This window comes from Streptomyces sp. NPDC045956, from assembly GCF_056430705.1.
In genome coordinates, this window is sequence record NZ_JBWKKZ010000006.1 from 348,862 (window position 1) to 362,908 (window position 14,047).

At 71.6% G+C, this 14,047-nt stretch carries 11 protein-coding genes and 1 pseudogene; 6 read left to right on the top strand and 6 right to left on the bottom strand.

Features of this window, described 5'->3' with window-relative positions; all coding sequences use genetic code 11:
• The first annotated feature begins 69 nt into the window (after positions 1-69).
• A complete protein-coding gene (locus tag AC07FV_RS18570; protein ID WP_479088452.1) occupies positions 70-204 on the top strand; it encodes a hypothetical protein in 135 nt (44 codons plus the stop codon).
• Positions 205-211: 7 nt separating this feature from the next.
• On the opposite strand, the gene AC07FV_RS18575 is transcribed toward AC07FV_RS18570, so the two are convergent.
• The 3 genes from AC07FV_RS18575 to AC07FV_RS18585 all read right to left on the bottom strand — a co-directional run bounded on the left by AC07FV_RS18575 (position 212) and on the right by AC07FV_RS18585 (position 6,179).
• Positions 212-2,515 (bottom strand): DEAD/DEAH box helicase, encoded by a 2,304-nt coding sequence (locus tag AC07FV_RS18575; RefSeq protein ID WP_479088454.1) that lies wholly within the window; start codon positions 2,513-2,515, stop codon positions 212-214.
• A 137-nt stretch (positions 2,516-2,652) separates the two neighbouring features.
• A complete protein-coding gene (locus AC07FV_RS18580) occupies positions 2,653-3,681 on the bottom strand; it encodes a LacI family DNA-binding transcriptional regulator (protein ID WP_479088456.1) in 1,029 nt (342 codons plus the stop codon).
• Positions 3,678-6,179 (bottom strand): glycoside hydrolase family 2 protein, encoded by a 2,502-nt coding sequence (locus tag AC07FV_RS18585; protein WP_479088458.1) that lies wholly within the window; start codon positions 6,177-6,179, stop codon positions 3,678-3,680. The genes AC07FV_RS18580 and AC07FV_RS18585 overlap by 4 nt, the downstream gene beginning before the upstream one ends.
• Positions 6,180-6,447: 268 nt before the next feature.
• Between AC07FV_RS18585 and AC07FV_RS18590 the strand changes: the two genes are divergently transcribed.
• The 4 genes and pseudogenes from AC07FV_RS18590 to AC07FV_RS18605 form a co-directional block, all read left to right on the top strand.
• Positions 6,448-7,770: an ABC transporter substrate-binding protein gene (locus tag AC07FV_RS18590; protein WP_479088460.1), complete on the top strand. Its 1,323-nt coding sequence runs from the start codon at positions 6,448-6,450 to the stop codon at positions 7,768-7,770.
• A gap of 92 nt (positions 7,771-7,862) precedes the next feature.
• Positions 7,863-8,873: a carbohydrate ABC transporter permease gene (locus AC07FV_RS18595; RefSeq protein WP_479088462.1), complete on the top strand. Its 1,011-nt coding sequence runs from the start codon at positions 7,863-7,865 to the stop codon at positions 8,871-8,873.
• Entirely contained in the window at positions 8,870-9,733 is an 864-nt protein-coding gene (locus AC07FV_RS18600; protein ID WP_479088463.1) for a carbohydrate ABC transporter permease, read from the top strand. Before AC07FV_RS18595 ends, AC07FV_RS18600 begins: the two co-directional genes overlap by 4 nt.
• Positions 9,734-9,897: 164 nt before the next feature.
• Positions 9,898-10,098, top strand: a pseudogene (locus AC07FV_RS18605) (DNA-binding protein); the annotation flags it as partial.
• A 117-nt stretch (positions 10,099-10,215) separates the two neighbouring features.
• Here the strand turns inward: AC07FV_RS18605 and ychF are convergent.
• Positions 10,216-11,304 carry a redox-regulated ATPase YchF gene (gene ychF, locus AC07FV_RS18610; protein ID WP_479088465.1) on the bottom strand — a complete coding sequence of 363 codons (1,089 nt, stop codon included), beginning with the start codon at positions 11,302-11,304 and terminating at the stop codon, positions 10,216-10,218.
• Positions 11,305-11,480: 176 nt separating this feature from the next.
• Between ychF and AC07FV_RS18615 the strand changes: the two genes are divergently transcribed.
• Positions 11,481-12,119 carry a DUF6542 domain-containing protein gene (locus tag AC07FV_RS18615; protein WP_479088467.1) on the top strand — a complete coding sequence of 213 codons (639 nt, stop codon included), beginning with the start codon at positions 11,481-11,483 and terminating at the stop codon, positions 12,117-12,119.
• Between the two features lie 113 nt (positions 12,120-12,232).
• Here AC07FV_RS18615 and ppgK read toward each other — a convergent pair whose 3' ends face one another.
• Together ppgK and AC07FV_RS18625 are read right to left on the bottom strand one after the other, a co-directional pair.
• Entirely contained in the window at positions 12,233-12,997 is a 765-nt protein-coding gene (ppgK, locus tag AC07FV_RS18620; protein ID WP_479088469.1) for a polyphosphate--glucose phosphotransferase, read from the bottom strand.
• A 29-nt stretch (positions 12,998-13,026) separates the two neighbouring features.
• Positions 13,027-14,043 carry a 4-hydroxy-3-methylbut-2-enyl diphosphate reductase gene (locus AC07FV_RS18625; protein ID WP_479088471.1) on the bottom strand — a complete coding sequence of 339 codons (1,017 nt, stop codon included), beginning with the start codon at positions 14,041-14,043 and terminating at the stop codon, positions 13,027-13,029.
• Positions 14,044-14,047 lie beyond the last annotated feature (4 nt).

Consider the following 14,047-nt stretch of genomic DNA (forward strand, 5'->3'; position numbering starts at 1 on the left):
GTCAGCTGTCGAAGGCGGTGGCCCGGGCGCGCTTCTCCACGCCTCCACGTCCTCGCGGACCTGGTCGAGGTGGCCGAGGACCGCGCCGACGCCGTCGTCGCCGAGCGGCAGGTGCAGGGGGGTGCGCTCGGCCGCCGGGACGAGGAACGGGCTCTGGTGCGGGGGTACGTGGACGCGTGCCGGAGGCTCGTCGAGCGGGGGTGACGGCCGCTCAGGACGCCGGTGCGGGCTGCCCGTCGCCCACGCCCAGCCTGGCCTGCTCCTCCTCGACGATCCGCCGCGCCAGGTCCGTGTCCGACACGTCCACGGCGTCCGGTGTCGCCTCGGCCACCTCGCTGCGCCGGGCGTAGGCGTCGAAGAGGCGGGCCTTGCGCTCCAGCATCCGCAGCATCCGCTCGTCGACCCCGCCGGTGGCCAGGAGGCGGTGCACGCGGACCGGCCTGACCTGGCCCATGCGGTGGGCGCGGGCGACGGCCTGGTGCTCGATGGTGGGCTTGATCTGGGGCTCGCAGATGATCACCACGGACGCGGCCTGGAGGTTGAGCCCGACGCCCGCCGCCTGGATCTGGGCCAGCAGCACCGCCGGGCCGGGCGCGGCGGTGAACTCGTCGGCGAGCCGTTGCCGTCGGGCGGGCGGCACGGAGCCGGTGAGCGGACCGAACACGGGGGCGTGCGGGCCGGGTGGGGTGGATGAGGCGGTGGAGGCGGCGGAGGCGGCGGAGGAGAGCGAAGGGGCGGGGCGGGCAGGAGCGCCGGGGTCGTCGGCGGACTCGGCGGGCTCAGTGGGCTCGGCGGGCTCACCGGACTCCGTGGCGAGGGCCTCCCGGACCGCGTCCAGGACGTCGCGGAAGTTCGAGAAGACGATGACCTTGAGCCCGTTCTCCCCGGCCTCCCGCACGATCTCCCGGAGCCGGCCGAGCTTGGCGGACTTCTCCGGGCGCGCGTACGCCGCCCTGCGCATCGCCATGAAGTTGCCGTCCCGCACGGCCTCCCGGTAGGCATCCTGGTCGGCCGCGCTCAGCTCCTCCCACTCGTCCGTGTGCTGGAGACTGGGCAGTTCGGTCAGCACGTCCACCTGGTTGCGGCGCAGGTAGACGGGCGCGACCGCCTTGCGGAAGGCCACCGAACCGGCCAGCCCCGTACCGTCCTCCAGACGGTCCGCCACCTCGGCGTCGAGCATCCTGACGAGGTTGCGGAACTCGGCCACCCGGTTCTCCATCGGTGTGCCCGTCATGAACAGCACGTGCTCGCACCGCCCGGCCCACCGGTCGACCGCCTGCGACCGCAGGGCCTGCGGGTTCTTCACGGAGTGCGCCTCGTCGACGACCAGCATCCCGAGTTCGTCCGCGTCCGGGGCCGGGAAGCCGCGCAGGCCGTCGAAGGTGGTCACGGCGACCCCGCCCCGCTCCCGCCAGTCGGCGAACGCGTCCTGCCGGTCCGGTCCGTGCAGGGGCAGGGCCCGCAGCGTGCTGCGCGCCTCGATCTCCCGCGTCCAGTTGACCAGGACGCTCGCCGGGCACACGACCAGGAAATGGGTCCGGCCGCCCGCGGCCAGGTGGGCCAGTGCCGCGATGGCCTGGATGGTCTTGCCCAGGCCCATCTCGTCGCCGAGGATCACCCGGCGCCGTGCCAGGGCGAACCGCGCGCCGAAAGCCTGGTACCCGCGCAGGGAGACCCGGCGGTGGGAGTCGTCGAGCCGCAGGCCCCGTACCCGCTCGGCGATGTCGTCGGGCAGGAAGCCCTCGGCGGCGGCCGTGTCGGGAGCGCGTCCGGCGATCTCGCCGAGCAGGCCGTAGTACTCGGCGGAGCGCAGCTCGAAGTCGGTCCAGGCCGCGAGGTCGCCCGGCGGTCCGCGCAGCAGGTCCACCGAGGCCTGGGCGAGCAGTCCGGGGGTGCCCTCCCGCTCGGCCTCGTCGGTGAGCGACCGGATCGCCGCGACCGCCTCCAGCGCGCGGTTCTTCCGTTCCCGTCCGGCCAGCAGCAACCCGATCCGCCCGGCGGCCGGCCGGGCGTCGGCCAGCAGCGGGTCGAGCCGCCGGACCAGCGCCGCCGCCGCGTCGACCGCGCGCCGCGCTTCGGGGCCCGCCTCGACCAGCACGTGCAGCGCCATGACCAGGGCGGTCGTGCGCGGCTCGGGCCGGTCCACGTCCAGGTGCACGGCGGCGCTCTCCTCGGCGGCCTCGGCCAGCTGCCGCGCGGCGGCGATGATCTGGTCCACGGTCCGCTGCCCCACGCCGGGGATCTGCCGCAGCCGGTAGGGACCGGCGTCCCGTACGGCCCGGACCGTGCCGAGGCCGCTCCTCTCGACCGCCCCCAGCCGCAGCCGCCCGCCGGTGACGTCCTGCAACCGGGCCACCGGGATGGTCTCCAGGGCCTGGGCCACCGCCGTGTCGTGCAGCGGCTTCAGCGCCGCCCGGACCGCCCCGACGGCCCGCTCGTGGTCCTCCGCCAGCGACCGCGCCGCCTCCCGCAGCCGCGCTCCGCGCGCGACCGTCTCCCGCTCACCGCGCCCCATCCCGTACCGCACTCCCTCCCGGCCGCCGGGAACCGGCCCCCCGGCCCCGGCGCTCAGCCGCCGCGCACCCGCGCACGCACCCCTTGCAGGCCGAACAGTACGAGAAGGGCGCCCGCGGGTGGACCCGGCCCGGGGCCCTAGGAGCGGGGGGAGGCCGTCGAGGCGCGCGGGACGAGGGCCGGGGTCGCCACCGGCCGGGACGGGACCTGCCGGCCGTCGAGGACCTCGAAGAGCACGCGCGTGACCTGGGCCCCGAAGCCGTGCACGTCGTGACTCATCGCGGACAGCGTCGGATGGGTCAGCCGGCACAGCTGGGAGTCGTCCCAGGCCAGCAGGGACAGGTCCTCCGGCACCGAGATGCCCATCTCGGCCGCCACCCCGAGTCCGGCGACCGCCATGATGTCGTTGTCGTAGAGGATCGCCGTGGGCCGCTCGGGGGCCAGCAGCAGGGAACGCGTGGCGCGTGCCCCCTCGTCGCCCGAGAACCCGGTCTCCGCGTGCAGACCGCCCCGCAGGCCCAGTTCACCCAGGGTCTCCTCGAACGCGGTCGTCCGGATGGCGCTGTGCCCGAGGCCGCGGGGGCCGCCCACGTGCGCGATGCGCCGGTGCCCCAGCGCCGCCAGGTAGCGCACCGCCTCGGCGACGGCGGCGGCGTCATCGGTCCACACGGAGGGGAAACCCCCGGTCAGGGAGGGGTGGCCGACGGCGACGGCGGGCAGACCGAGCCGCCGCAGCGGCTCGACCCGCGGGTCCTCCTGATGGAAGTCGACCAGGATCGAGCCTCCGACCTGCCGCTCCCGCCACCAGCGTTCCTGAAGTCCGATCTCCTCCTCCAGCGAGTCGACCAGCCGCAGCAGCAGCGAGCAGTCCCGCTCGGCCAGCACGCTCTCGATGCCGGAGACGAACTCCATGTAGAACGGCTCCAGGCCGAGCAGCCGGGCCGGCCGGCAGATCGCCAGCCCGACGGTGTCGACCGACTGGCGCGACAGGCTGCGGGCCGAGGAGTTGGGCGCCCAGCCCAGCTGCCTGGCCGCCGCGAAGATCCGCTCCCGGGTGGCCTCCGAGACGCCGGGCTTCTGGTTGAACGCCAGTGACACGGCACCCTTCGACACGCCCGCGGCGGCGGCCACGTCCTTGATGGTGACGCGTTCGGAGGGTGCGCTCACGCCTGGGCCACGCAGTACAGTGCGGCGCGTACGGCGTTGGCGCCGGCCTCGGCCGCGCCCACGACCCGCAGCCGGGCCCGTTCTCCGGGAAGCAGGGTGCGCAGTCCGGTGTCGCAGACCGCGTCCGGGCCGAGCCGGTCGGCCTGCAGGAGTAGGTCACGTACGAGAGTGTGTGCTGTCACCACGACCTCGACACTACCCGTCCCCCCACCGACCGGAGACTCCACGGCGACGTCGTAGCGGGGGGCCGGATACGCGAAGTCCTTGTCCGGTACCGGCACATGCAGCGCGCGCAGTTCGCCGCAGTCCGCGACGAGGAGTTCCTTGCCCGAGCGCTCGTCCGGCGCCAGGTCCCGCGGCACGTCCTGCCGGTGCACCGAGCGCGGGCCGACGGTCAGGTCGAGGACCAGGTCCGCCGTCCCGGTGCCGTCCGCCCGCATCCGGCGCAGGGTCACGGAGGCCCGCCACGGCTCCGCGGACTGGTTGACGACGGCGAGGACCGGGCCGCCGGTGCCCGGCTGGAGCGTGAGGAGGCGGTCCGCGTACACCCGGCGCAGTTCGTGGTAGAGCGGCTTGGGGCGGCCGTCGCCGTCGATGGCGGCCCAGGAGCTGACCGGCCAGCAGTCGTTGATCTGCCAGACCACGGTGCCGGCGCAGACCGGCCAGTGCGCGCGCCAGTGCTCGACGCCGGCGGCGACGGCGCGGGCCTGCACGACCTGGGTGAGGTAGTGCCAGCGGTCGAAGTCGTCGGCGGGCAGGTCGAAGTGGCGCGCGACGCCCCGGTTCAGCTTGCCGTTGCCGTCCTCGGCCTTCTGGTGGTGCAGCATGCCGGGCGAGTCCGGGGCGAGCCGCTCACCGGGCAGCGCGCGCCGCAGGGTCGCCATCGTGGGGGGCGCCTGCCAGCCGAACTCCGACACGAAGCGGGGGACGGAGTCGCGGTAGTCGGCGTAGTCCCGGCGGTTCCAGGCCTCCCAGGAGTGGTGGGTCCCGTGGGCGGGGTCGTTGGGGTGGTGCTCCCACGACCCGGACCAGGGGCTGCCCGCGGTGTAGGGCCGGGTCGGATCGAGTTCGGCGACGACGCGGGGCAGCAGGTCCAGGTAGTAGCCGCCGCCCCAGGAGTCGCCGGCGAGTGCGGGCTCCCAGTCCCAGTCCCGGAAGCCCCACAGGTTCTCGTTGTTGCCGTTCCACAGCACGAGGCTCGGGTGCGGCATCAGCCGGACAACGTTGTCCCGGGCCTCGGCCTCCACCTCGCCGCGCAGCGGCTGTTCCTCGGGATAGGCGGAGCAGGCGAAGAGGAAGTCCTGCCAGACCATGAGGCCCAGTTCGTCGCAGGCGTCGTAGAAGGCGTCGTCCTCGTAGATGCCGCCGCCCCAGATCCGCACCAGGTCCACGCCGGCGTCGGCCGTCTGGCGCAGCCGGGTGCGGTAGCGCTCGGGGGTGATCCGGGAGGGGAGGACGTCGTCGGGGATCCAGTTCACGCCGCGGGCGAAGACGCGGACACCGTTGACGACCAGGGTGAACCCGGTGCCGTGCTCGTCCGGGGAGCGGTCGAGTTCCACGGTGCGGAAGCCGATCCGCCGGTGCCAGGAGTCCAGGTGGCGGGAGTCCAGGCGCCGGGAGTCCGGGTGCCGGCCCTCGGTCCCGTCCGCGGTTCCGTGCCCGGTCCCCCGCGGGCGCTCGTCCCCCGGCCCCTCCTCGGTCAGTACGACCTCCAGCTCGTGCAGCGGTTGCGCGCCGTAGCCGCGGGGCCACCACAGGGGGGCGTCGGGGACGTCGAGCGTGAGCACGGCCCGCGTCCCGTCGACGGTGGCGTGGGCCTCGGCGCCCGCGACGGCGGCGCGCACAGTGAGGCGACGGTCCGCCCCCTGCGCGGTGCGCTCGACCTCGACCCGCACCTCGACCCGGCCGGTGCCCTCGTCGACGGTCACCAGCGGACGCACCGCGGCCAGCCGCGCCGTCGACCAGCGCTCCAGCCGGACCGGGCGCCAGATACCGGCGGTCACCAGCGTGGGCCCCCAGTCCCAGCCGAACGCGCACGCCATCTTGCGGATGTACTGGAACGGCTCGGGATAGACGTTGGGGCGCTCCCCCGTCAGCGCCCGCACCGACGCCGCCTCGTCGTAGGCGGAGGCGAAGTCCACCGCCAGCGGCCCGTGGTGACCGGTGACGTCGAAGCGGTAGCGGCGGTGCATGTTGCGGGTGCGCCCCAGCTCCCGCCCGTCCAGCGTGACGGTCGCGGCCGTGTCCAGTCCGTCGAAGACGAGGTCGGTCCGCTCGTGCGCGCCGGCGGCGGTGTCGCTGGCGGGGAGATCGCGGACGTACGTCCAGGAACGCCGTCCGACCCAGGCGACGTCCGGCTCGTTGACGCCGAGGAAGGGGTCCGGGATCAGACCGGCGGCGAGCAGATCGGTGTGGACACAGCCGGGGACCCGGGCGGGCAGCGGACCGTCGCTGTGACGCAGGCTCCAGCCCTCGGCGAGCTGGACGACTTCCTTCATGTGCGGCTCCTTAGGCGGGACGGGCCCGGTTTCGCGGGCGGCGCGGCTCAACTTAACCCCCACGAAGTGAACCGGTCTAGCCCTCCCCACCCAACCCTCCTGCCGGCAACTCCCCAGTCAGCGCTGGACATGCGCCACACCACCGAGCCATCAAGGTAACGATTGGATATCGCGCTGGAGACACTAGCTTTACCGGTTCACAACCGCCTGCCATAGTCGCCGACTACTACCGGAGCCCGAGCCGTAGTCCCTGGAAGGAGCTGGGCACATGGGGAAGAAGACGCTGGGCGTCGCTCTGCTCACCACCGCGATGCTGACCGTCGCGGGGTGCAGCGGGGGCGCGAGCCCGAACGCCGACGAGACGGCCGCCGCGCCGGTCAATCCGGACGGCGTCTCGGGGGACATCACCGTCCTGACCAATCGCACCGACCTGATCCAGGACGGCACGATGAAGAGGTACGCGGCCGAGTTCAACAAGACCTACCCCGAGGTGAAGGTCGGCTTCGAGGGCCTCACCGACTACGAGGGCGAGGTCAAGATCCGCATGAACACCGAGGACTACGGCGATGTCCTGCTGATACCCGGGGTGATCCCCAAGGGCGACTACCCCAAGTTCTTCGCGCCGCTCGGCGACACCTCGACGATGAAGAGCACGCACCGCTTCACCGACAAGACCGACGTCGACGGCAGGACGTACGGGATCGCCACCTTCGGCACCGCCAACGGCTTCGTCTACAACAAGGCGCTGTGGAAGCGGGCCGGCATCTCCGAGTGGCCGACGACGCCGCGGCAGTTCCTGGACGACCTCAGGGCCGTCGAGCGGAAGACCGACGCCACGCCGTACTACACCAACTTCAAGGACGGCTGGCCGCTCAGCGGCACCTGGACCAACAGCGTCGGCTCGGTCAGCTGCGACAGCCAGGCCTCGGACAAGCTGGCCGAGATGGACAGGCCCTGGGAGGAGGGCACCGACCTCCACGTGCTCGACACGCTGCTGCACGACATCGTCCACGAGAAGCTGTCGGAGAAGGACCCGGCCACCACCAACTGGGAGAGTTCGAAGACCCTGCTGGCCAAGGGCGAGATCGGCAGCATGATGCTCGGCTCCTGGGCGGTCAACCAGATGCGGGACGCGGCCGAGAAGGCCGGCGAGAACCCGGAGGACATCGGCTTCATGCCCGTCCCTGCGCAGGAGGGCGGCACGTTCTGCGCCACGCTGGTCTCCGACTACCAGCAGGCCGTGAACATCCACTCCGACCACAAGAGCGCGGCACGGGCCTGGATCGACTGGTTCACCGAGAAGTCGGGCTACGCGGCCAAGGAGGGCGCGGTCTCCGCGCTGAAGTCCGAGGGGATGCCGGACACCCTCCAGGAGTACGTGGACAACGATGTCAAGATCGTGGAGCGGTCGGAGGCGCGGACGGCCGAGGTCAACGCCATCGACAACGCCTCCGAGATCGGCCTGGCCAAGCCCGACTACCGCCAGAAGCTGATCGACATCGCGCGCGGCGCCGTGGACGGGACGCTCGACGGCTACTTCGACGAACTGGACGAGCGCTGGTCCGAGGCGAGGCGGACGGCCGGTTCCTGAACCGTCGCCCAGCCGGGTCCCTCCCGCTCACTCACGGGAGGGACTCCGCGCCCCGTTCCCCTCAGCGGACGACGAAAGGTCCTGGCCCCGCAATGACCCGTACCCGCTCCACCGCGTCCCCGCCCACCCCGCCCATCCCGCCCACCCGGGCCGCCGCGGTCACCGCGGCCGGCCGGAGGAAGGGGATCGCCGGCCGACGGTCCCGCCACCCCTCGCCGGGCCGGGCCCCGTGGCGCGACCGGCCGCTGCGCCGCGCCACCCCGTGGCTCTTCCTCCTGGCCCCGCTCGCCCTGCTGGTCACGTTCACCTACGTGCCGGTGGGCAACATGATCTTCTACAGCTTCACCGACTGGGACGGCGTCAGCCCGGACCGGAACTTCGTCGGCGGCGACAACTACACCGAGCTGCTCACCCGGCCCGAACTCTTCAAGGTCTTCGCGGTCAGCCTCTACTACCTCGCGGCCTCCGTCGTGCAGATCGTCGTCGCCCTGTACTTCGCCACCGTCCTCAGCTTCGACCTGCGCTTCAGGAACCTGTTCAAGGGCATCCTGTTCTTCCCGTACCTGATCAACGGGGTCGCGATCGGCTTCGTCTTCCTCTACTTCTTCCAGGACGGCGGCACCCTCGACTCCGTCCTGTCCTGGTTCGGCGCCGACGGCGACCACGCCTGGCTCGGCACCCCGGAGTCCGCCAACACCTCGCTGGCCGGCGTGTCCGTGTGGCGCTTCACCGGCCTCAACTTCGTCCTGTTCCTCGGCGCGATCCAGTCCATCCCGGGGGAGCTGTACGAGGCGGCCCAGCTCGACGGCGCCAGTCGGTGGCAGCAGTTCCGGCACATCATCGCGCCGGGCATCCGGCCGGTGCTGAGCCTGAGCGTCATCCTGGCGGTCTCCGGCTCGCTGTCCGTCTTCGAGATCCCGTACATCATGACCGGCGGCGCTACCGAGACCTCGACGTTCGTCATCCAGACGGTGAAGTTCGCCTTCCAGTTCAACAAGACCGGCCTGGCCTCCGCGTGCGCGGTGGTGCTGCTGGCCCTCATCCTGCTGATCACCTGGATTCAGCGCCGTATCGTGCCCGACGAGAGGGTGGACCTCGTATGACCGTCGCCGTCCCCGACCGGGACCAGGCCCGCGGGCGCCCCCGCATCGGCGCCGCGCTCACCTACCTGTCACTGATCGCCGCCTCCCTCGTCGTCCTGGTCCCCCTCCTCGTGGTGTTCCTCACCTCGCTGAAGTCCTACGACGAGATCTCCGACGGGCAGGGCGCCCTGTCCCTGCCGGACGACTGGCTGAACTTCTCCAACTACGCGACGGCCTTCACCGACGGCCACCTGCTGACGGCCTTCGGCAACACGGCGTTCATCCTGCTGTTCTCCATCACCGGCACCGTGGTCATCGGCTCCATGACGGCGTACGCCATCGACCGCTTCGAGTTCCGCCTCAAGCGCCTCGTCATGGCGCTGTTCCTGATCGCCACCCTGGTCCCCGGCGTGACCACCCAGGTCGCCACCTTCCAGGTCGTCAACAGCTTCGGCCTCTTCGACACCCGCTGGGCGCCGATCCTGCTGTACATGGGCACCGACATCGTGTCGATCTACATCTTCCTCCAGTTCATCCGCGGGATCCCCCGCTCCCTCGACGAAGCGGCCCGCCTCGACGGCGCGAACTCCTTCACCATCTACCGGAAGATCATCTTCCCGCTGCTCAAGCCGGCCGTCGCGACCGTGGTCATCATCAAGGGCATCACCACGTACAACGACTTCTACATCCCGTTCCTCTACATGCCCTCCGAGGAACTCGGCACGATGTCGACGGCCCTGTTCCGCTTCAAGGGCCCCTTCGGAGCGCACTGGGAGAACATCTCGGCCGGCGCCGTCCTGGTGATCCTGCCGACCCTGGTGGTCTTCCTGTTCCTCCAGCGCTACATCTACAACGGGTTCGCGCGGGGGGCGACGAAGTAGGAGCGGGGGTCCGAGGGCCCTCTCCGGCGACATCGCCCCTCCGGCCGGCCGCGTCCCAGACGGAAGAGCAGTGGAGAAGCGGCGGATCGCCGGCTACCGAATGCGGTGATCCGCCACCTCCCGTCAGCGTCGGCGAGACGCTGTAATAGCTTCTGTAATAGAACCAGGACGTCACCCAGGCGGACAGCCTCACCGCAGTGCAGCTACCGAGCGACGCGGGCGGCCTTCACGGGCACAAGTACGCCATCGATGCCCTCGTCGCGGCGATGGCGCTCCGCTCCCCGGCCCCCGTGCTCGTGCTGACCTCGGACCACGACGACTGGCGGAGATTGTGCGGCGACCGCGTACAGATCGAGGACGTCTGACCCCGGCGTTCCGGCCCGACACGCCACCGTGCACGAGACAGCGCAAAGGGCCCGACCCCGAAGAGTCGGACCCCTCTGATCTGCGTGTTCTCCAGATCGGCGATATGTGGTGATACGTCAGACGTTGAAGCGGAACTCCACCACGTCCCCGTCCTGCATCACGTAGTCCTTGCCCTCCATGCGGGCCTTGCCCTTGGCGCGGGCCTCGGTGACCGAACCGGTGGCGACCAGGTCGTCGAAGGAGATGACCTCGGCCTTGATGAAGCCCTTCTGGAAGTCGGTGTGGATGACACCGGCGGCCTCGGGGGCGGTGGCGCCCTTCTTGATGGTCCAGGCGCGGGATTCCTTGGGGCCTGCCGTGAGGTAGGTCTGCAGGCCGAGGGTGTCGAAGCCGACGTGGGCGAGGGTGGCGAGGCCGGGCTCGTCCTGGCCGACGGACTGGAGGAGCTCCAGGGCCTCGTCCTCGTCCAGCTCGGCGAGGTCCTGCTCCAGCTTGGCGTTGAGGAAGATCGCCTCGGCGGGGGCGACCAGGGCGCGCTGCTCGTTCTTGAAGTCCTCGTCGGTCAGCTCGTCCTCGTCGACGTTGAAGACGTAGAGGAAGGGCTTGGTGGTGAGGAGGTGCAGGTCGTGCAGGAGCTCCGCGCGGTCGCTGCCCTGGAGGATGCCGTGGGCGAAGAGCGTGTCGCCCTTCTCCAGGATCTCCTTGGCCTCCTCGACGGCCTTCACCTTCGGCGCGACGTCCTTCTTGATGCGCGACTCCTTCTGGAGGCGCGGCAGGACCTTCTCGATGGTCTGGAGGTCGGCGAGGATCAGCTCGGTGTTGATCGTCTCGATGTCGTCCTTGGGCGAGACCTTGCCGTCGACGTGGACGACGTTCTCGTCCTTGAAGGCGCGGATGACCTGGCAGATCGCGTCGGACTCGCGGATGTTGGCGAGGAACTTGTTGCCCAGGCCCTCGCCCTCGCTCGCCCCGCGCACGATGCCCGCGATGTCGACGAAGTCGACGGTGGCCGGGAGGACCTTCTCCGAGGAGAAGATCTCGGCCAGCTTCGTCAGGCGGGGGTCGGGGACGCCCACCACGCCGACGTTGGGCTCGATCGTGGCGAACGGGTAGTTGGCCGCGAGCACGTCGTTCTTGGTCAGGGCGTTGAACAGGGTCGACTTGCCGACATTCGGCAGACCGACGATTCCGATCGTGAGCGACACGTTGCGACTTCCCGTACGTGAGGATGCGGAGGAGTGGGGCGGGCCAGGCAGGGCCGATCCACCAGTCTACGGGGTGGCCGGTACCGCCCCGGCGTGGCGTCGAACGCTCGGCCAGGCTCTGCCCGACGGCGTGTCTGTCGGCCTATTCGGCACATAAACAGACCTAAGTTGGTCCAGTGGAGCAACACGGGACGCGACCTGCGCAGTACGGACCGCGACGGAGCCGGGCGCCGCTGCCCCCGCAGGGGCGGGGAGCGGGCGGCGCCGCGGCCGGTCGGGCCGCCGCCCGGCCGGGCGGCGGGCCCGGAGCGGGTGGCGTCCCGCGCAGGCCGGCCACGGCTCGGCCGGCGCAGGCACGGCCGGCTCCGGCCGCCCGGCCGGGCCCGCCGGTGGCGCGGGCGGTGCGTGCCCTGCGCCGGATGCCCGATCCCCGGCTGACCGGGCTGGGCAGCGGTCTGTTCTGCGGGGCGGCGATGCTCGTGCTCGGCTTCCTCGACCGGGTGCTGTTCGGCGCGTCCCTCACGGCGTACGGCGTGCTGTTCCTGCCGGTGTGCCTGCTCACCGCGCTCTGGGTGCGCCGGGGCGACCTGCTGACGGCCCCCGTCGTCGTGCCGATCGCCTTCGCCGTGGGCCTGGTGACCGTGGCCGAGAGCGGCGAGGGGCTGGGCGGGCGGCTGATGGGGCTGGTGACCGCCCTGGCCACGGAGGCGGGCTGGCTCTACGGCGGGACCCTGGTCGCGGGGGCGACCGTGCTCGTCCGCCGGATCCGGCTGATGCGCCGCCGGGCCGCCGCGCGGAGGCGCCCGCAGGTGTGACGCAGGCTCGGCTCCGGGGACGGCTCGGGCGGGCGGTCCGGCGGGCGGTTGCGCGCCGGACCGCCGGACCGGCCGCCGGACCGCTCGCCGGACGGGCCTCGTCGAGTGGCCCCTCAGCCGGTGCTGCTGCGGCCCGCCGCCTCCGCCGCGTGCATCGCCGCTCCGACGATGCCCGCGTTGTTCTGGAGCTCGGCGGGCACGATCTCCGCCTTGACGCCCTCGATGTGGGGCAGGAACTTGTGCGCCTTGCGGCTGACGCCGCCGCCGATGACGAACAGCTCGGGCGAGAACAGCATCTCGACGTGGGCGAGGTACTTCTGCACGCGGTGGGCCCAGTGCTCCCACGACATGTCGTGGTCCTCCTTGACCTTGCTGGAGGCGCGCTTCTCCGCGTCGTGGCCCTCCAGCTCCAGGTGGCCCAGCTCGCTGTTGGGCACGAGGACGCCGTCGGTGAAGACGGCACTGCCGATGCCGGTGCCGAAGGTGAGGAGGATGACCGTGCCCTTGCGGTCCCGGCCGGCGCCGAAGCGCATCTCGGCGACGCCCGCCGCGTCGGCGTCGTTGACGACGGTCACGTCCAGCCCGCCCAGCCGCTCGGCGAACAGGGCCCGCGCGTCCGTGTCGATCCAGCCCTTGTCCACGTTGGCCGCGGTGCGGACCGTCGCGCCGCCCGTGACCACGCCCGGGAAGGTCAGCCCGACCGGGCCGGTCCAGCCGAAGTGCTCGACGACCTGCTTCACCCCGTCGGCCACGCCGTCGGGGGTCGCGGGATGCGGGGTCAGCACCTTGTGGCGTTCCTGGGCCAGGTCGCCCCTGTCGAGGTCCACAGGGGCGCCCTTGATCCCGGATCCGCCGATGTCCACGCCGAAGATCTGCATGGCCCCACGTTACGACGGACGGCTGACGGTCACGCCCCGCCCGTACCCGAGCCGCCCCGCTCCGCCACCAGGGACGCCGCCTCCTCGCGCAGGTCGCGGCGGAGCTCCTTGGGCAGCGAGAAGACGATCGACTCCTCGGCGGCCTTGACGATCTCCACGTCCTCGAAGCCGCGCTGCGACAGCCACTCCAGGACCTGCTCGACCAGGATGTCCGGTACGGAGGCGCCGGAGGTGACGCCCACCGTGGTCACGCCCTCCAGCCAGGCCGCGTCGATCTCGTCGGCGAAGTCCACGAGGTAGGCGTCGCGGGCGCCCGCCTGCTTGGCGACCTCGACGAGACGCACGGAGTTGGACGAGTTGCGGGAGCCGACGACGATCACCAGGTCGGCCTCGGCACCCATCTGCTTCACGGCGAGCTGACGGTTCTGCGTAGCGTAGCAGATGTCGTCGCTCGGCGGGGAGATGAGCTGCGGGAACTTGTCCTTGAGGGCATCGACGGTCTCCATGGTCTCGTCCACCGACAGGGTGGTCTGGGAGAGCCAGACGACCTTGGACGGGTCCCGGACCTCGACCTTGGCGACGTCCTCGGGGCCGTCGACCAGCTGGATGTGGTCGGGGGCCTCACCGGAGGTGCCGATGACCTCCTCGTGGCCCTCGTGACCGATCAGGAGGATGTCGTAGTCGTCGTCGGCGAAGCGGACGGCTTCCTTGTGCACCTTGGTGACGAGCGGGCAGGTGGCGTCGATGGTGGCGAGCCTGCCCCGCTCGGCCTCCTCGTGGACGGCGGGGGCCACGCCGTGGGCGGAGAACATCACGATGTTGCCCGGGGGGACCTCGTCCGTCTGCTCGACGAAGACGGCGCCCTTCTTCTCCAGGGTCTGGACCACGTACTTGTTGTGGACGATCTCGTGCCGGACGTAGACGGGAGCGCCGTACTGCTCCAGGGCTTTCTCGACGGCGATCACGGCGCGGTCCACACCCGCGCAGTAGCCACGGGGAGCGGCGAGCAGGACACGGCGGCCAGGCGAAGCAGTCATGGCACCCATCGTA